Source organism: Enterobacter genomosp. O, assembly GCF_001022965.1.
Classification (GTDB): Bacteria; Pseudomonadota; Gammaproteobacteria; order Enterobacterales; family Enterobacteriaceae; genus Enterobacter; species Enterobacter cloacae_L.
In genome coordinates this window covers 306,596-325,331 of the sequence record NZ_LECZ01000027.1, presented here as the reverse complement: position 1 = coordinate 325,331, position 18,736 = coordinate 306,596, and the positions used below count along the sequence as shown (strand labels likewise).

Annotated in this window: 19 protein-coding genes; 15 read left to right on the top strand and 4 right to left on the bottom strand. The window is 59.0% G+C overall.

Annotated elements, in window-relative coordinates; genetic code table 11:
• The first annotated feature begins 243 nt into the window (after positions 1–243).
• Genes ABR39_RS20410 through ABR39_RS20380 form a run of 7 tightly spaced genes read left to right on the top strand, consistent with a single transcriptional unit; the run spans position 244 to position 7,078 of the window.
• Positions 244–1,098 carry a MurR/RpiR family transcriptional regulator gene (locus tag ABR39_RS20410; RefSeq protein ID WP_047348442.1) on the top strand — a complete coding sequence of 285 codons (855 nt, stop codon included), beginning with the start codon at positions 244–246 and terminating at the stop codon, positions 1,096–1,098.
• Positions 1,099–1,110: 12 nt separating this feature from the next.
• On the top strand, positions 1,111–1,686 hold the full coding sequence (gene ddpX, locus ABR39_RS20405) for a D-alanyl-D-alanine dipeptidase (RefSeq protein ID WP_047348441.1): 576 nt from the start codon (positions 1,111–1,113) through the stop codon (positions 1,684–1,686).
• Between the two features lie 15 nt (positions 1,687–1,701).
• The gene (locus ABR39_RS20400) at positions 1,702–3,234 is read left to right on the top strand and encodes an ABC transporter substrate-binding protein (RefSeq protein WP_047348440.1); all 1,533 of its coding nucleotides are present in this window, start codon (positions 1,702–1,704) and stop codon (positions 3,232–3,234) included.
• Between the two features lie 23 nt (positions 3,235–3,257).
• Positions 3,258–4,280 carry an ABC transporter permease gene (locus ABR39_RS20395; RefSeq protein WP_047348439.1) on the top strand — a complete coding sequence of 341 codons (1,023 nt, stop codon included), beginning with the start codon at positions 3,258–3,260 and terminating at the stop codon, positions 4,278–4,280.
• A complete protein-coding gene (gene ddpC / locus ABR39_RS20390) occupies positions 4,277–5,170 on the top strand; it encodes a D,D-dipeptide ABC transporter permease (protein WP_047348438.1) in 894 nt (297 codons plus the stop codon). Before ABR39_RS20395 ends, ddpC begins: the two co-directional genes overlap by 4 nt.
• Positions 5,170–6,156, top strand: a complete 987-nt coding sequence (locus ABR39_RS20385; protein ID WP_047348437.1) for an ABC transporter ATP-binding protein — start codon at positions 5,170–5,172, stop codon at positions 6,154–6,156. Before ddpC ends, ABR39_RS20385 begins: the two co-directional genes overlap by 1 nt.
• On the top strand, positions 6,149–7,078 hold the full coding sequence (locus tag ABR39_RS20380) for an oligopeptide/dipeptide ABC transporter ATP-binding protein (RefSeq protein ID WP_047348436.1): 930 nt from the start codon (positions 6,149–6,151) through the stop codon (positions 7,076–7,078). Before ABR39_RS20385 ends, ABR39_RS20380 begins: the two co-directional genes overlap by 8 nt.
• Here ABR39_RS20380 and ABR39_RS20375 read toward each other — a convergent pair.
• The gene (locus ABR39_RS20375) at positions 7,075–7,824 is read right to left on the bottom strand and encodes an SDR family NAD(P)-dependent oxidoreductase (protein ID WP_047348435.1); all 750 of its coding nucleotides are present in this window, start codon (positions 7,822–7,824) and stop codon (positions 7,075–7,077) included. The two genes, ABR39_RS20380 and ABR39_RS20375, sit on opposite strands and share 4 nt — an antisense overlap.
• A gap of 133 nt (positions 7,825–7,957) precedes the next feature.
• On the opposite strand from ABR39_RS20375, the gene ABR39_RS20370 reads away from it, so the two are divergent.
• Positions 7,958–8,863, top strand: coding sequence for a LysR family transcriptional regulator (locus ABR39_RS20370; RefSeq protein WP_047348434.1), 906 nt, complete (start codon positions 7,958–7,960; stop codon positions 8,861–8,863).
• 23 nt (positions 8,864–8,886) lie between these two features.
• On the opposite strand, the gene ABR39_RS20365 is transcribed toward ABR39_RS20370, so the two are convergent.
• Positions 8,887–9,315 carry an OsmC family protein gene (locus ABR39_RS20365; RefSeq protein ID WP_045326427.1) on the bottom strand — a complete coding sequence of 143 codons (429 nt, stop codon included), beginning with the start codon at positions 9,313–9,315 and terminating at the stop codon, positions 8,887–8,889.
• 116 nt (positions 9,316–9,431) lie between these two features.
• On the opposite strand from ABR39_RS20365, the gene ABR39_RS20360 reads away from it, so the two are divergent.
• Complete coding sequence (locus ABR39_RS20360) at positions 9,432–10,391, top strand: hypothetical protein (protein WP_047348433.1); 960 nt, start codon at positions 9,432–9,434, stop codon at positions 10,389–10,391.
• A gap of 7 nt (positions 10,392–10,398) precedes the next feature.
• Here ABR39_RS20360 and ABR39_RS20355 read toward each other — a convergent pair whose 3' ends face one another.
• Positions 10,399–11,274 carry a LysR family transcriptional regulator gene (locus ABR39_RS20355; RefSeq protein ID WP_047348432.1) on the bottom strand — a complete coding sequence of 292 codons (876 nt, stop codon included), beginning with the start codon at positions 11,272–11,274 and terminating at the stop codon, positions 10,399–10,401.
• A 110-nt stretch (positions 11,275–11,384) separates the two neighbouring features.
• On the opposite strand from ABR39_RS20355, the gene ABR39_RS20350 reads away from it, so the two are divergent.
• The 6 genes from ABR39_RS20350 (at position 11,385) to adhP (ending at position 18,057) form a co-directional block, all read left to right on the top strand.
• Entirely contained in the window at positions 11,385–12,236 is an 852-nt protein-coding gene (locus ABR39_RS20350; RefSeq protein WP_047348431.1) for a Vmh family MBL fold metallo-hydrolase, read from the top strand.
• A 232-nt stretch (positions 12,237–12,468) separates the two neighbouring features.
• Positions 12,469–12,684, top strand: a complete 216-nt coding sequence (gene bdm / locus ABR39_RS20345; RefSeq protein ID WP_023335793.1) for a biofilm-dependent modulation protein — start codon at positions 12,469–12,471, stop codon at positions 12,682–12,684.
• A gap of 95 nt (positions 12,685–12,779) precedes the next feature.
• On the top strand, positions 12,780–12,917 hold the full coding sequence (gene sra / locus ABR39_RS20340) for a stationary-phase-induced ribosome-associated protein (RefSeq protein ID WP_008501714.1): 138 nt from the start codon (positions 12,780–12,782) through the stop codon (positions 12,915–12,917).
• Positions 12,918–13,093: 176 nt separating this feature from the next.
• Positions 13,094–14,791 (top strand): NAD-dependent malic enzyme, encoded by a 1,698-nt coding sequence (locus ABR39_RS20335; protein WP_047348430.1) that lies wholly within the window; start codon positions 13,094–13,096, stop codon positions 14,789–14,791.
• 348 nt (positions 14,792–15,139) lie between these two features.
• Complete coding sequence (locus tag ABR39_RS20330) at positions 15,140–16,849, top strand: ABC-F family ATP-binding cassette domain-containing protein (RefSeq protein WP_047348429.1); 1,710 nt, start codon at positions 15,140–15,142, stop codon at positions 16,847–16,849.
• 197 nt (positions 16,850–17,046) lie between these two features.
• On the top strand, positions 17,047–18,057 hold the full coding sequence (adhP, locus tag ABR39_RS20325) for an alcohol dehydrogenase AdhP (RefSeq protein ID WP_047348428.1): 1,011 nt from the start codon (positions 17,047–17,049) through the stop codon (positions 18,055–18,057).
• A gap of 43 nt (positions 18,058–18,100) precedes the next feature.
• Here adhP and ABR39_RS20320 read toward each other — a convergent pair whose 3' ends face one another.
• Entirely contained in the window at positions 18,101–18,607 is a 507-nt protein-coding gene (locus ABR39_RS20320; RefSeq protein ID WP_047348427.1) for an RrF2 family transcriptional regulator, read from the bottom strand.
• Positions 18,608–18,736: the final 129 nt, after the last annotated feature.

The window sequence follows — 18,736 nt, the reverse complement described above, 5'->3', positions numbered from 1 at the left end:
TTTGCCTCTATCTTATCAAAAATGTGAACACGCTGACGTATTCATCAAATTCATACCTGCCGCTTCAGCCAGTGCACCAAAAGTGAACTACGCTGCACAAATGTTGATCATTGGTTAAGCAAATATTGCATGAAGTTTACGGCGCAGCGGGTTTTCACCCTCCTGTGAACATGGCACGCGTCATGCATTGTTAACCTGGTAACACGAATCCGGCCATTGACAGCCTGTTAACAGCGAGGCGGTATGACGACGAAACCCGAGATGTTGAGCCGTATCGAAGCGACCTTCAGCCAGCTCACGCCCAGCGAAAAGCGGGTTGCGAGCTGGCTGCTGGCGCACGCCGCGCAAATCCCGTTTGAAACGGCGGAGAGCGTGGGTCTGGCGAGCGGGACCAGCGGGATCACCGTCGGACGCTTTCTGCGCAAGCTGGGGTATCGCAACCTGGAGGATGCCAAAAAAAGCCTGCGCGACCCGTATCAGCCCTGGGGCATGAACGAGCGGCTGGACTCCTGGCAGCAGCAGCGCCCCCTGCCCAACCGCCTTCAGCACGCTCTGTCGCTGGAGGTGGACGCCATCACGCAGGTGTATCAGCTGGCGCAAACGGACGCCTTCCGTCAGGTGGTGCACAACCTGGCCCACGCGGACGCGGTGTTTGTGCTGGGGATCCAGTCAACGCGCGGGATTGCCAACGCCTTCTTCAGCCACCTCGAGTACCTCCGCCCGCGCGTGAGCTATTCAGAGGGAGCATCCGGGAGCTGGGTTGAGTCCCTGAACTCTGGTTTTTCGCATCCCTACGTCGTGCTGACCGATACCCGCACCTACTCCGCAATGGCGCGCCAGTACTGCCGCGTCGCGAGCGAGAAAGGCATTCCGCTGGCCCTGATCACCGACATCTGGTGCCCGTGGGCGCGGGATTACCCGCTGGATTTACTGCAGGTGAAAACCGATACCGGTCATTTCTGGGATTCACTTGCCCCCGTGAGCTGTCTGTTCAACCTGCTGCTGTCGGGCGTGGTGGAAGCGCTGGGTGACGCGCTTCCGGCGCGCCTGGCGGTCAACCGACAATTACAACAAGAGTTTGGACAATTCGAACGCTAAAGGAGCGGAGCTATGCCCGAAGAGAGTGAACTGATCGATGTGGCGAAGACCTTTCCCACGCTGCATATCGATCTGAAGTACGCCACCGTCGACAACATCACCGGCCGCCCGATCTACCAGGAGGCGCTGTGCCTGCTGCATACCGACGCCGCCACCGCGCTGGCAAAAGCCATCAGCATTGCCGCGCTGGCCGGGCTGAAGCTGGTTGTCTACGACGCCTATCGTCCGCAGCAGGCGCAGGCCCAGCTGTGGGATGCCTGCCCGAACCCGGAATATGTGGTCGATGTGGCGATTGGCTCCAACCACAGCCGCGGCACGGCAATCGACGTCACGCTAATGGACGAAGATAACGTCGTGCTGGATATGGGGGCCGGTTTTGACGAAATGCACGACCGCTCGCATCCGTATCACCCCTCCGTGCCGCCGCACGCCCAGCGCAACCGTCTGCTGCTGAACGCCATCATGTTCGGCGGCGGTTTTGTCGGGATCGCCAGCGAATGGTGGCACTTCGAACTGCCGAACGCCGCTAGCTATCCGCTGCTTGATGACCGTTTTGCCTGTTTTCCACTGACGCACACCCCTCTTTGAACCTGGAGCACTGCCATGAAAACATCGCTTCTCTCGACCGTAATTGCCGCCGCGCTGGTCCTGAGCGCCCCGCTGGCGCTGGCTGCCGTCCCGAAAGACATGCTGGCGATCGGTAAAGCCGCCGACCCGCAAACGCTCGATCCGGCCATCACCATCGATAACAACGACTGGACCGTTACCTATCCGTCCTATCAGCGCCTGGTCAAATACAAGCCGGGCTCGACCGAGGTGGAAGGCGATCTGTCGACGGGCTGGAAGGCGTCCGACGACCAGAAGGAGTGGACCTTTACCCTTGCGGATAACGCGAAATTCTCCGACGGCACGCCGGTCACCGCAGAAGCGGTAAAACTCTCCTTTGAACGCCTGCTCAAGCTCAGCCAGGGGCCGTCCGAAGCTTTCCCGAAAGACCTGAAAGTTGACGCCGTTGATGACCACACGGTGAAATTCACCCTCAGCCAGCCGTTCGCGCCCTTCCTGTACACCCTGGCGAACGACGGGGCCTCCATCATTAACCCGGCGGTGCTGAAGGCCAATGCCGCGGACGACGCGCGCGGGTATCTGGCGCAAAACACCGCCGGTTCCGGGCCGTTTATGCTGAAAAGCTGGCAGAAAGGCCAGCAGCTGATCCTGGTGCCGAACCCCCACTGGCCGGGCGAGAAGCCGCACTTTAAGCGCGTCTCGGTGAAAATTATCGGTGAAAGCGCCTCCCGCCGGCTGCAGCTTTCCCGCGGCGACCTGGACATTGCCGACTCCCTGCCGGTCGATCAGCTCGCGGCCCTGAAGCAGGAAGGAAAAGTCGCCGTCGCGGAATACCCCTCGCTGCGCGTGACTTACCTCTACCTCAATAACAGCAAAGCCCCGCTCAACCAGGTGGATTTACGCCGGACCGTCTCCTGGGCGACGGACTACCAGGGCATGGTGAAGGGCATTCTGAGCGGCAACGGCAAGCAGATGCGCGGCCCGATCCCGGAAGGCATGTGGGGCTTTGACGCCACGGCCATGCAGTACAGCTTTGACGAGGCCAAAGCCAAAGCGGCCCTGGAGAAGGTAAAAGACAAGCCCGCCAGCCTGACCTTCCTCTACTCGGACAACGATCCGAACTGGGAGCCTATCGCCCTCTCAACCCAGGCCAGCCTTGGCAAGATCGGCATTACCGTCAAGCTGGAGAAGCTGGCGAACGCCACCATGCGCGACCGCGTCGGCAAAGGCGATTACGACATCGCCATCGGCAACTGGAGCCCGGATTTTGCCGACCCGTATATGTTCATGAACTACTGGTTTGAATCAGACAAAAAAGGGCTGCCGGGCAACCGTTCGTTCTATGAGAACAAAGAGGTCGACTCGCTGCTGCAGGCCGCGCTGAAAACCACGGACCAGGCAGAGCGCACTAAAGATTACCAGCAGGCGCAAAAGGTGGTGATTGACGAGGCGGCCTACGTTTATCTGTTCCAGAAGAACTACCAGCTGGCGATGAACAAAGAGGTCAAAGGCTTCACCTTTAATCCGATGCTCGAGCAGGTGTTTAACATCGCCACCATGAGCAAATAACGGTTCTTGCCGGGGGAAAGTGTATGACGTTCTGGAGCATCGTGCGCCAGCGCTGCTGGGGGTTACTCCTGGTGGTGGCCGGTGTCTGTATCATCACCTTTATTATTTCGCACCTGATCCCCGGCGATCCGGCCCGTCTGCTGGCCGGTGACCGCGCCAGCGACGAAATCGTGCAGAACATCCGCCAGCAGCTGGGGCTGGATCGGCCGCTGTATATTCAGTTTGGCCGCTACGTGGACGCCCTGGCCCACGGTGATTTGGGCACGTCCATCCGCACCGGACGCCCGGTAGCGGAAGATCTGAAGGCCTTTTTCCCCGCCACGCTGGAGCTGGCCTTTTGCTCCCTGCTGCTGGCGCTGGTCATCGGCGTGCCGCTGGGGATTTTGTCGGCGGTATACCGCAACCGCTGGCTGGATCACCTGGTGCGGCTGATGGCGATGACCGGCATCTCCACCCCCGCCTTCTGGCTGGGCCTGGGCGTCATCGTGTTGTTTTACGGGCATCTGCAGCTTCTGCCCGGCGGCGGCAGGCTGGACGACTGGCTCGACCCGCCGACGCACGTCACCGGCTTTTATCTGCTGGATGCGCTGCTGGAGGGCAACGGCGAGGTCTTTTTCAATGCGCTTCAGCACCTGATTTTACCCTCGCTGACGCTGGCGTTTGTGCATCTGGGCATCGTGGCGCGTCAGGTTCGCTCTGCCATGCTCGAACAGCTTAGCGAGGACTACATCCGCACGGCCCGCGCCAGCGGCCTGCCCGGCTGGTACATCGTCCTGCGGTACGCCCTGCCGAATGCGATGATCCCGTCGATTACCGTGCTCGGGCTGGCGCTGGGCGATCTGCTTTACGGCGCCGTGCTGACCGAAACCGTCTTTGCCTGGCCGGGCATGGGCGCGTGGGTGGTGACGTCCATTCAGGCGCTCGATTTCCCCGCCGTGATGGGCTTTGCCGTCGTTGTTTCGCTGGCCTACGTGCTGGTTAATCTGGTGGTCGATCTGCTTTACTTGTGGATTGACCCGCGAATCGGGCGCGGAGGTGCCGAATGATGTTAACTCAGGAAACGCCCGTCCCGGTTAAAACCGCCAGACAACGCATCAACTGGGCAAAGCTGTTCTGGATGCTGCGTCAAAGCCCGCTCACCATCGTCGGCGGCGTCATTATGATGGTGATGCTGTTCCTGATGGTGGCCTCACCTTGGATCGTACCGCATGACCCGAACGCGCTGGATTTGACCGCCCGCCTGCAGGCGCCGTCCGCGCAGCACTGGTTTGGCACCGATGAGGTGGGACGCGACCTGTTCAGCCGCGTGCTGGCGGGCAGCCAGCAGTCGATTACCGCCGGGCTGGCGGTGGTGGTGATTGCGGGCGGCATCGGCTCGCTGCTGGGCTGTTTGTCCGGCGTGCTGGGGGGGCGCGGCGACGCCATCATCATGCGGGTGATGGACATAATGCTCTCTATTCCCTCCCTGGTGCTGACCATGGCGCTGGCCGCCGCGCTTGGGCCGAGCCTGTTTAACGCCATGCTGGCGATTGCGATTGTCCGCATTCCGTTCTACGTCCGCCTGGCGCGGGGACAAACCCTGGTGGTGCGCCAGTTTACCTACGTTCAGGCCGCCCGCACGTTCGGCGCGTCCCGCTGGCATTTGATCAGATGGCATATCCTGCGCAACGCCCTGCCGCCGCTGATTGTGCAGGCTTCGCTGGACATCGGCAGCGCCATACTGATGGCCGCCACGCTCGGGTTTATTGGCCTGGGCGCGCAGCAGCCCACCGCCGAGTGGGGCGCGATGGTGGCCGTTGGCCGTAACTACGTTCTGGACCAGTGGTGGTACTGCGCGTTTCCCGGTGCGGCGATTTTGATTACCGCCGTGGGCTTTAACCTGTTTGGCGATGGCATCCGCGATCTGCTGGACCCGAAATCGGGAGGAAAACAGTGATGACCGAAACGGTATTACGCATAGAAGACCTGCACCTGAGCTTCCCGATTTTTCGCGGCGAGGTCCACGCGCTGAACCACGTTTCGCTGGAGATCGACAGGGGCGAAATCGTCGGCGTGGTGGGCGAGTCGGGATCGGGCAAGTCCGTGACCGCCATGCTCGCCATGCGTTTGCTGCCGGAAGGGAGCTACCGCATTCATCATGGTCAGGTGACATTACTCGGCGAAAACGTCCTGACGGCGTCCGAGAAACAGCTTCGCCAGTGGCGCGGTGCCAGAGTGGCGATGATTTTTCAGGAGCCCATGACCGCCCTCAACCCGACGCGGCGGATCGGCAAACAGATGATGGAGGTGATCCGCCAGCATCAGCCGCTGTCGCGACGTGAGGCGCAGCAAAAGGCGATAACCCTGCTGGAAGAGATGCAAATCCCGGACGCGAAGGCGGTGATGGAACGCTATCCGTTCGAACTCTCCGGCGGCATGCGCCAGCGGGTGATGATCGCCCTTGCCTTCTCCTGCGAGCCGGAGCTGATCGTCGCCGACGAACCGACCACCGCGCTGGACGTCACCGTCCAGCTGCAGGTGCTGCGGCTGCTGAAGCACAAGGCGCGGGCCAGCGGCACCTCGGTGCTGTTTATCAGCCACGATATGGCCGTGGTGTCGCAGCTCTGCGACAGAATGTACGTGATGTATGCCGGTAGCGTGATAGAAAGCGGTGACACGCAAACGCTGATCCACCGCCCCGTGCATCCCTACTCCATTGGCCTGCTGCAGTGCGCACCGGAAAACGGCGAGCCGCGCGCCCTGCTTCCCGCCATCCCCGGCACGGTGCCCAACCTCAGCCAGCTTCCGCAGGGATGCGCTTTTCGCGATCGCTGTTTTGCCGCCGGGGCGAAATGCAGCGAAACGCCGCGCCTGCAGCCCAACGGCGCAGAGGGCCAACAGGCCGCCTGCTGGTATCCACAACGGGAGAAACACCATGTCTGACGTACTGCTGGAACTGGATAGCGTGCACGTGAACTTTGCGGCGCGCAAAAACTGGCTGGGGCGCGTAACGGAACAGGTCCACGCCCTCAACGGGCTCGACCTGGAGATCCGTCGGGGAGAAACGCTCGGCATCGTCGGGGAATCCGGCTGCGGGAAAAGCACGCTGGCCCAGCTGCTGATGGGCATGCTTAAGCCCAGCACCGGCGCATGCCAGCGGGCGCACCACGCGGGCGGCATGCAGATGGTGTTTCAGGACCCGCTCTCCTCGCTCGACCCGCGACTGCCGGTCTGGCGCATTATCACCGAGCCGGTGTGGGTACAAAAGCGCAGCCGCGAGCGCGAACGCCGCCAGCTGGCTGAAAACCTGGCGCAGCAGGTCGGCATTCGCCCGGAATATCTCGACCGGCTTCCGCACGCCTTTTCCGGCGGGCAGCGCCAGCGCATCGCCATCGCCCGGGCGCTCTCGTCCGACCCCGATATTATCGTGCTCGACGAACCCACCAGCGCGCTGGATATCTCCGTGCAGGCGCAAATCCTCAACCTGCTGGTGACGCTGCAGCAGCAGCGTAATCTGACCTACGTGTTAATCTCGCATAACGTCTCGGTGGTCAGGCACATGAGCGACCGCGTGGCGGTGATGTACCTCGGGCAAATTGTCGAGCTGGGCAGCGCCGCGCAGGTTCTGGGAGAACCGCGCCATCCCTACACCCGCCTGTTGCTCGACTCAGTACCTCGAACCGGTGAACCGCTGGATGAAAACCTGGCCTTGCGCAAAACGGAGCTTCCCGGCAACCGCCGCCTGCCCGAAGGCTGTTTTTTCCGCGACCGTTGCCCGATGGCAGCGCTGGGGTGTGAACGTCCCCAGCCGTTACAGCCCTCTCGCGAGGGCCGTGACGTTCGCTGCTGGCGCAGTCTGGATTAGATTTGCGCCATCCCGCCGTCTACAAACAGCTCGATGGCGTTAATAAAGCTGGCCGCGTCGGAGGCCAGAAACGCCACCGCTTTACCCACTTCACCCGGCGCGCCTAAACGCCCAAGCGGTACCTGAGCGGCCAGCGCGTCGTACAGCCCCTGACGATGTTCTTCCGGCACCAGATCGCCAAGCCCCGGGGTTTTGATCGGGCCCGGGCTCACCACGTTGACGCGGATCCCGCGGCCCTGCAGATCCAGCGCCCAGGAGCGGGCAAAGTTGCGCACGGCGGCCTTGCTGGCGCTGTAGACGCTAAAGTTTGCCGTCCCCTTAACGGAGACCGTCGAGCCGGTCAGAATAATCGACGACCCGGCGGAGAGCAGCGGCAGCGCCTTCTGCACCGTAAACAGCACCCCGCGGACGTTGGTGCCGAAAATACGGTCAAACTGCTCTTCGGTGATGGCGCCCAGCGGCAGCATATCGCCGCCACCCGCATTGGCGAACAGGATATCAAGGCGGCCTTCTTCTTTTGCTATCCGGGCATAGACCTCGTCCAGATCGGCAAGCTTAGAGACGTCCGCGCGAATGCCCACTGCGTTAGAAGCAATCTCTGCTACCGCCGCGTCCAGCTCGGCCTGGCGTCGGCCGGTGATGTACACCTTCGCGCCCTGTGCCGCCAGCTCCTGCGCCGTGGCAAGACCAATACCGGTGCTGCCGCCGGTGACCAGTGCAATTTTTCCTGAGAGAGTCGTGTTCATGTCATTTACCTTTTGTTGGGTTTGCGTTGCGCGCTTTCGCTCGCGTTGAACAGACTTTAGCCCTTGCGGCATTAGTGAAAAATGGGCAAAAATGAAAATGACTATTCACCCACAGAAATAATCAGAGGTCATCATGGACCAGCTCATGGCGATGCGCGCCTTCACGCGGGTGGTGGAAACCGGCAGCTTTACCCGCGCGGCGGACTCGCTGAACATGCCCATCGCCACGCTGAGCAAGCTGGTAAAATCGCTTGAGGCGCATCTGGAGATACGCCTTCTGCACCGCACCACTCGACGGGTTGTCGCGACGCCGGAAGGGGCGGATTACTATGAAAAAGCGCTCAGGGTCCTGATAGATATCGAAGATATCGACACCTCGTTTCGCGTTTCCCGCGCGACGCCAAAAGGGCATTTGCGGGTTGACGTGGGCGGCTCCACCGCCCGGGACGTGCTCATCCCCCTGCTGCCGGATTTCATGCAGCGCTATCCGGATATCCGCATCGACCTTGGGGTGGCCGATCGTCCGGTGGACCTGATCGGCGGTAACGTAGACTGCGTGATCCGCGGCGGCCCGCTAGACGACTCGACCCTCATCGCCCGCCATATTGGCAACGCTGAAATGGTCACCTGTGCGACGCCAGGCTACCTGAAAAATCACGGCGTTCCGGCCTATCCGCAGGAGCTGTGCAACGGCCACAAGCTCATTAGCTACCTCTCGCCCGTCACCGGGCGGCCATTTCCGTTTCGCTTCAGAGAGAACGGCGAGACGCTGGAAATCAACATTCCGCATTATCTCGGCATAAATGAAAGTAATGCCCACCTGGCGGCGGCCGCGGCGGGGCTGGGGATTGTGCAGACCTTCGAGTATTCGGCTAACGCATATTTACAGGCAGGTACTCTGACGGCGATTCTGGGCAACTGGCGCCCTGCCGCCTATCCGTTTCACGTGGTATACCCGCAAAACCGGCATTTAACGCACCGTCTTAAGGTATTTATTGCGTGGCTGGCGGAGGTGTTCCCCGCCGCGCTGAAGGGATAGCCGGGCGCGAACCCGGCTGAGGCTTAGTTAAGCTTATAGTCCAGCGTAATTTCGGCTTTCAGGAGCTGCGAAACCGGGCAGCCCGCTTTTGCTTTCTGAATAATGCCATCGAACTGCTGCGGGGCGATGCCCGGAACGGTCACCTTACTGTTCAGGGCCACCTTCGTGATGGCAAAGCCGCCGTCGGTTTTATCCAGAGAGACGTCCGCGGTGGTGTCAATGGAATCGGCGGTATAGCCCGCTTCGCCGAGCATCAGCGACAGCGCCATCGAGAAACAGGCCGCGTGTGCCGCGCCAATCAGCTCTTCGGGGTTGGTCCCCTTTTCACCCTCGAAGCGGGTATTAAAACCATAAGGCTGCTGATTAAGAACGCCGCTCTCGGTGGAAACAGTTCCCTTCCCGCGCTTAATGTCGCCAGACCAGTGTGCCGAACCGTGCTTATGAATAGTCATTCTTGCTCTCCTTTTGGCTTACAAAGGGTTAAGTATAGACTACGCATTTGCCCCACCCCGGAACACAGACAATTCCGGGACTGACACCTGCTGTACCGACAAAAAAGGATAAACCTATGGCGCTAAAAATCAGGATGGCCGTTGCGGTAACCACGCTGGCTTTATCGTTGTCTTCGCTGGCGAAAACGCCGGAGAACTTTATCTATACCAGCTCCGGCGATCTCGACGCCGCGTTTCCGCTCGTTGCGCGAAGCGACATCGGCGGCGTGCAGATCGTCTACAACTGGCGCGCGCTTGAGCCAGAGAAGGATCGCTACGACTTCTCGCGCATTGAACGGGACCTGGCGCGTCTTAAGGCTGCCAGGAAAAAGCTCTTCATCCAGGTTCAGGATCGTTTCTTCGAGCCGGACGCCCGCTACGTGCCGGATTATCTGATGCATGATAAGCAATACGGTGGCGGAATTGCACCGCAGTTCGATAACCCCGGCGAAGGCAAGCCCGTCGGTTCAGGATGGGTGGCGCGTCAGTGGGACCCCGCCGTGCGCCAGCGCTACCAGGCGCTGCTGGCGGCCCTTGCGAAACGCTTTGACGGCGAGGTGTATGGGGTAAACCTGCCTGAAACCGCCATCGATCTCGACGAAAAAAATCCGCCCGCCGGGTTTACCTGCGACGGCTATTTTGCGGGAGAAATGGAAAACCTGGCCTTTGCGCGGAAGGCTTTCCAGAAATCACACGTGGTGCAATACGTGAACTTCTGGCCGTGCGAATGGGATAATGACCACAACTACATGGGGCGTCTTTTTGCCTGGGCCAGCGCCAACAAAGTAGGCCTGGGTGGGCCGGACATTGTTCCCAACCGCAAGGCACACATGAAGAATGCCTATCCTTTCTTCAATAAAAATAAACAGACGCTGCCGCTCATCGCGATGGCGGTTCAGGAACCGACCCTGACCTACAAGAATCCTCAGACCGGTAAACCCTTCACCAAAGCTGAATTTGTCCGCTTCGGTGAAAGTTATCTCGGGGCCGATATTATTTTCTGGAGCACGACGTCTCCCTGGCTAAAGACAAAGTAATCGCCTCTTATGCCAGATAGCGGGCCAGCTCATCAAGGAACACCCGCAGCGCGGCAGGCTGATATTCCCGGGACTGGTAAATGCCGTGGATGGCAAGCGGCTTGGGTTCCAGCGCCTCCAGTACCGGCACCAGCGACCCCTGCTCCAGCGCGGCACGCGCTTCGCGCTCCGGCAGCATGGCGATACCGCAGTGCTTGATCGCCGCGTCCATCAGCAGCGAAGAGATGCTGGCGCTCAGGTTACCGCTGACGGCCACGCTCAGGCTTTCCCCTTCCGGCGTCAGGAAGTGCCAGGACTGCCCGGCGAAGAAGCTGTAGTGCAGGCAGTTATGCTGCGCGAGTTCTTCGGGGCCGGCGGGCGTACCGCGCTGTGCCAGATAGTCCGGCGAAGCACAGAGCACCGAGCGACATTCCCCCAGCCGGCGGGCAATCATGCCGGGCTCGGGGTTGTCGGTAATACGCACGGCGACATCAATGCGCTCCCCCACCAGGCTCACCGGGTGGTTGTTCACGTCAAGCTCAACGCGCAGCTGCGGGTAGCGCGCGAGCAGGCCGGGCAGGACCGGCGCTATCAGGTGCATGGCGGTAAAGTGCGCGCAGGCCACCCGCAGGGTGCCTGAAGGAAGGTCTTTCTCCGACTGGCCCTCAATTTCCTGCGAGATCTGCGAGAGCGTCCGCGTTTTTTGCAGCACCTTTTCCCCTGCCGCGGTCAGCGTCAGCTTTCGCGTGGAGCGGTTTACCAGCCGCGTGCCCGCCCACTTCTCCATCTGTTCAAGGTAGCGGCTCACCATCGGCCGGGAGATGCCCAGCGCGCGGGCCGCCGCGCTCAAGCTTCCCAGCTCGCATATCCGGTTGTAGACCTGAGCGGCAATAACGCGATCCATATAAGCTCCATTTGCTCGATTTATGAAACTAAGCATGTCTTGTTTCAGGAATTCTGGCAAATGCGAATATCCGTACAATAGAGACATTCCTGAACAACAGAGACAACAGCATGAAACTCACTCACTTTGCCCTGCTTTCCACCCTTATCACGCCGGCCGCGTTTGCCGCACAGCTGAACGTTGATACCTACAACCCGCAGGAAAAAGGCATTTTCGCGGTCTCCTCCACGCTGGTTTCCGGCCCGAAGGAAGCGGTGCTGTTTGACGCGCAGTTCAGCGTGAAGGATGGCGAAGCGCTGGTGGAGAAAATTCGCCGCAGCGGTAAAACCCTGAATAAGATTGTGATCACCTCCGGCGATCCGGATTTCTATTTTGGCCTGCAGCCGCTGGTCAAAGCCTTCCCGAATGCCAAAGTGGTGGCCACGCAGCACGTGGTTGACCATATTAAAGCGACCAAAGACGCCAAGCTCGCCTTCTGGGGCCCGCAGATGAAAGACGGCGCCCCTACGGAACTGATTGTTCCGCAGGTTCTCGCCTCCACCACGTTTATGATTGACGGTGAAAAGGTCGATATTGAGCAGCCGGACAGCTACGCGGCCTATGTGTGGATCCCGTCAGCGAAAACGATCCTCGGCGGCACCGGGGTAGCCTGGGGTATTCACGTCTGGACGGCAGACACCCAGACCCCGGAAAGCCGTAAGCAGTGGCAGGACACGCTGCAGGCTATGGCCGCGCACAAGCCAGAACGCGTGATCCCGGGACACTATCTGGGCACCCCACCGGCGGGCGCTGGCGCGATTGATTTTACGCGCGACTATCTGCAGCGCTTTGAAAAGGCCTTAACCGCACATAAAGATTCCGCAGGCGTTATCAGCACCCTGAAAAAACAGTATCCGGGCCTGGCGGAAGAGAGCTCGCTGGAATTAAGCGCGAAGGTGAATACCGGCGAAATGAAGTGGTAATTTAACCTCTGCTCCTGCTATATATTCGTGATAGCAGGAGCACCCTCATAATATCCCCGCTGTTACTCGTCGATATATCCTCTCCGTCTAAAAGCGCATAAAAGCATGCACTTATGTCATTTTTATTTCTAAGATGAATCTGAGCCACAACCGGGAAAATATTTGCCATTCTGTTTGTGAATTAAATTTTTTGCGAGCCGTACCATTAAACAGACAACGACACGGAGGCAGCATGTTTACTTATTACCCGGCTAATACCACAGCAGCACAACCTGAACTCGTTAACGCGATTGCGCAGGGTCTTCACGCCGAGCACGGTGCTGTGACTGAAGATGACATTTTAATGGAACTGACCAAGTGGGTGGAATCCACGGATAATGACATCCTCAGTGACATCTACCAGCAGACCATTAACTACGTCGTCAGCGGGCAAAACGCACCCTTGTAAAAACCTGCTAAGCTGGATCTGCAACCTAAGGGGTTACATTTCGTTTGCGTAAGCAAACTGGTCCTTAAAACTATCAACAGGATTGAGGAGTTAACATGAAATCGAACCGTCAGGCACGCCATATTCTGGGACTGAACTACAAGCTTTCTAATCAGCGTAAAGTGGTGATTGAAGGCGACCATGAAACGCAAGTCACTCACGCCACCGGCAGAAAACGCCACGCCGGCAAGTAAGTTCCAGACTGAGATCCAGAACACCATCGGTAATCCCGATGGTGTTTTTGTTTATGTGTTGCGGTAATTAATATTTAGCTCCTTTATAATACCGCCTGACCGCACCCCAGCGCACAGGCCAGAAAGATGACAAACAGCAGTGTCAGGGACGGATCTTCATAAAAAGAGTGAGTGACATGGACAACAAACTGAAAAAACATCGTTCCTTATACATCCCATACGCCGGACCGGTTTTACTCGAATTCCCCCTGCTCAACAAAGGCAGCGCCTTCAGCATGGAAGAGCGCAGCAGCTTTAACCTGCTGGGTTTACTGCCAGAAGTGGTTGAGACCATTGAAGAACAGGCAGAGCGCGCGTGGATCCAGTATCAGGGTTTCAAAACTGAGATCGACAAACACATCTACCTGCGCAACATTCAGGACACCAACGAAACCCTCTTCTATCGCCTGGTGCAGAACCATCTGGAAGAGATGATGCCGGTGATCTACACCCCGACGGTGGGTGCGGCCTGCGAGCGTTTCTCCGAGATCTACCGTCGCTCCCGCGGGGTTTTCATCTCTTATCAGAACCGTCACAACATGGACGACATTCTGCAGAACGTGCCGAACCACAATATCAAAGTGATTGTGGTGACCGACGGCGAACGTATTCTCGGCCTCGGTGACCAGGGCATTGGCGGGATGGGGATCCCAATCGGTAAACTCTCCCTCTACACCGCCTGCGGCGGCATCAGCCCGGCGTATACCCTGCCGGTCGTGCTGGATGTCGGCACCAACAACCAGCAGCTGCTGAACGACCCGCTCTATATGGGCTGGCGTCATCCGCGTATTACCGACGACGAGTACTATGAGTTTGTCGACGATTTCATCCAGGCCGTGAAGCATCGCTGGCCGGACGTGCTGCTGCAGTTCGAAGACTTCGCGCAGAAAAACGCGATGCCGCTGCTGAACCGCTATCGCGATGAGATCTGCTCCTTTAACGACGACATCCAGGGCACCGCCGCCGTGACCGTGGGTACGCTTATCGCCGCCAGCCGCGCGGCCGGTAGCCAGCTGAGCTACCAGAAAATCGTCTTCCTGGGCGCAGGCTCCGCGGGCTGCGGTATCGCCGAGCAGATTATCGCCCAGACCCAGCGCGAAGGCCTGAGTGAAGAGCTGGCCCGCTCCCGCGTCTTTATGGTTGACCGCTTCGGCCTGCTGACCGACGGCATGCCGAACCTGCTGCCGTTCCAGACTAAACTGGTGCAGAAGCGCGAGAACCTGAAAAACTGGGATACCGACAACGAAGTCCTTTCCCTGCTGGACGTGGTGCGCAACGTGAAGCCGGATATCCTGATCGGCGTTTCCGGGCAAACCGGTCTCTTCACCGAAGAGATTATTCGCGAGATGCACAAGCACTGCGAACGCCCTATCGTGATGCCGCTCTCTAACCCGACCTCACGCGTGGAAGCAACGCCGCAGGACATCATCGCCTGGACCGAAGGTAACGCGCTGGTTGCCACCGGCAGCCCGTTCGATCCGGTCGTGTGGAAGGATAAAATCTATCCGATTGCCCAGTGCAACAACTCCTATATCTTCCCGGGCATTGGTTTGGGCGTGATCGCCTCCGGCGCGTCCCGCATCACCGATGAAATGCTGATGTCGGCAAGCGAGACCCTGGCGGGCCACTCGCCGCTGGTCAACGACGGCGAAGGTCTGGTGCTGCCAGAGCTGAAAGACATTCACAAGGTGTCGCGCGCTATCGCATTCGCGGTAGGTAAAATGGCGCAGCAGCAGGGCGTGGCGGTGAAAACCTCTGCCGACGCGCTGCAGCAGGCCATCGACGACAACTTCTGGAAGCCTGAATACCGCAGCTATCGCCGCACCTCGATTTAACTCTGCGCGCCGGCCGTTCCCTCTCCCTTTGGGAGAGGGTTAGGGTGAGGGGAACAGACCGCACCATCGAATACCCACTAGCCAAACCCCTTTTCCCCCGCTACACTCCCTTCATCCATTAACCCACTGAATATATAAGGAGGCCAATTATGCTGTACTGTGAAATTTTCAATGTTTCACATACATTTGGTGATCGCACCAGCTCAAGCGTTATCGGTATCGTGCTGCGATAACTTCTGCTTGAGCGAAGACACCAACCCCTGAAATCCCTTCTCTCGGGCTTACTGAGTTATCGTCAGCGATGTTTGACGAGGCATAAACATGCCTGTAACTCTTGGGTAAGCAACAATGAGCACTTTACTCACTGCACAATCTTTACGCGTTGATACGGCGTTTGGCACGCTCTTCGACTCGCTCTCCTTTACGCTGAAAAAAGGGGACCGCATTGGTCTGCTGGGCGATAACGGCTGCGGCAAAAGTACGCTGCTGAAGGTACTGGACGGCACTGACTCCCCTGCTGCCGGAACGGTAGCGCTGGCCGGGCACTGCCTGATGGCGCGCGTGGAGCAACACCTCCCGGACGCTATTTTACCGCTGACCATGCTGGATGCCGTCCTGGCCCAGTTGCCCTTAGCGGAACGCGACAGCCTGCGCTGGAAAGCCGAAACGCTGCTGGCGGGCATGGGCTTCACGCCGCAGGATATGTCGCTGCACTCCGCGACGCTCAGCGGCGGGCAGCACACCCGCCTGCTGCTGGCTCGGGCGCTGATTCACGAGCCGGACCTGCTCCTGCTTGATGAGCCCAGCAACCACCTGGACCTGCCGACCATGCTCTGGCTGGAGCACTTTTTACAGAACTGGTCAGGCAGCTTCGTGCTGGTCTCGCACGACAGACAGCTGCTGGATGCCGTTACCAACGGCAGCTGGATCCTGCGCGATAAAACGCTGCACTACTTTGCCCTTCCCTGCACGGCGGCACGCCAGGCGCTTGAAGCAAAAGATGAAAGCGACGCGCAGCGCCACAAGGCGGAGCAAAAGGAGATCGATCGCGTGACGGCCAGCGCCAAACGTCTGGCGACCTGGGGCAAGGTTTACGACAACGAAGACCTGGCCCGCAAAGCCAAACAGATGGAAAAACAGGTTGAAAGGCTCAAAGAGAGCCAGACCGCGCTCACGGCGGGCAGCCCGTGGACGTTAACCCTGCGTGGTGACGCGCTGCGGGCGGACCGTCTGCTGGAGATGGAAAACCTCGGCGTCCCGCCTGCGCCCGGGCTACCGCCGCTGTTTAACATCGAAATGGCGCGGCTGAAAAGCGGCGATCGCGTGGCGATTGTCGGTCGCAACGGCTGCGGTAAATCGTCGCTGATGAGGCTTATCTGGCAACAATTTGCCGATGAGCTCGCAGGCAGCGGGCTGAAAATCCATCCGCGCGTCTCGCCGGGCTATTACGACCAGACGCTGAACCAGCTGCCGGATGATGCCACGCTGCTCGACGCGCTGGAGCCCTTCGCGCCCGACCCGCAAAACAGGAAGATGGCGCTCATCAGCGCCGGGTTTCCGTGGTCCCGTCACGGGCAAAAAGTCAGCACGCTCAGCGGCGGCGAACGTTCGCGCCTGCTGTTCGTTGGCCTTACGCTTGCCCGCTACAGCCTGCTGATGCTGGATGAGCCAACCAACCACCTGGATATGGAAGGCAAAGAGGCGCTGGCGCAAACCCTTCAGCAGTTCGAAGGGGGCGTGCTGCTGGTCAGCCATGACCGTCAGTTAATCAGCCAAAGCTGCAACCGTTTCTGGCTGATTGAAGAGGGAACGCTGAGCGAGTGGCACGATGCAGAAGCGGTGTTTGAGCGGCTGCGTGAAAGCGCGGGGCTTATGACATCCGCTGCGCCCGCTGCTGCCGCGACGGTACAACCCTCGCCGTACGACGATCTGTTTGAACGGCTGGTTGCGCTGGAAACGCTGCTGGAAGACGATCTGGCGCGTAAGCCGAAGCATCAAAAGCCCCAGCTGCAGGCACAATGGCGTAAGGAGATTGAGGAGATAGAAGCACAGCTGTAAGCCTGCGCCCGGCGAGCACCTCGCCGGGCCAGCATTTTCCCCCCTTAATTATTAGAGGATCGCCGTATTCTTAATCTGAAATCGAATCAAATGATGACATTATGTTGCGGCAGCCTTGCATTACCAGGCTAATGTATTAATCCTTAAGGGGTATTACACCTGCTATGCAGATTCTTATCATGAACAAGGAGATACACATGAAGGCTGCTGTTGTCACACAGGACCACCAGGTCAACGTTACCGAAAAAACCTTACGCCCGCTAAAGCATGGGGAAGCCCTGCTGAAGATGGAGTGCTGTGGCGTATGCCACACCGATCTCCACGTGAAGAACGGTGATTTCGGCGATAAAACCGGGGTTATCCTGGGCCATGAAGGGATTGGGATCGTGAAAGAAGTCGGCCCTGGCGTGAAATCGCTGAAGGTCGGCGACCGCGCAAGCGTGGCATGGTTTTTTGAGGGCTGTGGCCACTGCGAATACTGTAATACCGGCAACGAGACCCTGTGCCGCGATGTGAAAAACGCCGGCTACTCCGTTGACGGCGGCATGGCGGAAGAGTGCATCGTCACCGCGGATTACGCGGTAAAAGTACCGGACGGTCTGGAATCTGCTGCAGCCAGCAGCATCACCTGTGCCGGGGTCACCACCTACAAAGCGGTAAAAATTTCCGGTATTAAACCGGGCCAGTGGATTGCGATTTACGGTCTGGGTGGCCTGGGCAACCTCGCGCTGCAATATGCAAAAAACGTCTTTAACGCCAAAGTCATCGCCCTTGACGTTAACGACGAGCAGCTGAAGCTGGCGGCAAGCATGGGTGCGGATTTAACCATCAACTCCCGCAGCGAAGATGCCGCTAAAATTGTGCAGGAAAAAACCGGCGGCGCGCATGCCGCAGTCGTCACTGCCGTCGCAAAAGCGGCATTCAACTCGGCGGTAGACGCCGTGCGTGCCGGCGGCCGCGTGGTCGCCGTTGGCCTGCCGCCGGAAGCGATGAGCCTCGATATTCCGCGCCTGGTGCTGGACGGCATTCAGGTGGTGGGTTCGCTGGTCGGCACCCGTCAGGATCTGCAGGAAGCGTTCCAGTTCGCCGCAGAAGGCAAAGTGGTGCCGAAAGTGACGATGCGTCCGATCGAGGACATCAACGCCATCTTTAAAGAGATGGAACAGGGCCAGATCCGTGGCCGTATGGTGATCGACTTACGTTCGTAAACACCTTTTGCCGGGTAATGGCTACGCCTTACCCGGCTCATAACTACGACGAACGACGAACTGAAATCCACTCCTGAACCTCAATCTGGAAGGTGTCCGGCGCCTTTCGATACATTTTGCGCGCCAGGTCGAGAATAGTATGACGCGCGAGCTCCTCTTCCATCCGCTGCTGCGCACTGTCCATTACTGAACGTACTCCGCACGGGCCATCGCATACCCAGGCGGGAGGGGTTTCATCAAACACGGCCAGCCGCTGGCGCACTTCACGACATTCGAACATGTTTTTCTCGCCGTCAATGGCATGCGCCACATCCAGCACGCTGATCAGCTCCGCCGGACGCGCCAGCTTAAAGCCCCCGCCCTTGCCTTCCGTACTGATGACAAGCCCGGCGCGCGACAGGCGCGTAAAAATTTTTCCAAGATAATCATACGGTACGCCCTGCAGGGCAGCCATCTCCCGGACGCTCATCTCACGCTCGTTGCCCTTCGCATCCACCATACACATCAGGCTGTGAATGCCGTATTCCACACCGGAACTGTAAAACGCCATGGTTCACTCCGAATCATTGTTCGCAGCAGTATAACGTTTTTTAACTCAGAAAGAAGTTGTCGCAGTTAACTCCGACAAGTATAGTGGCAGTTATGTCAGGTATACGGCCTGCCGTTCAAAAGGATCGAG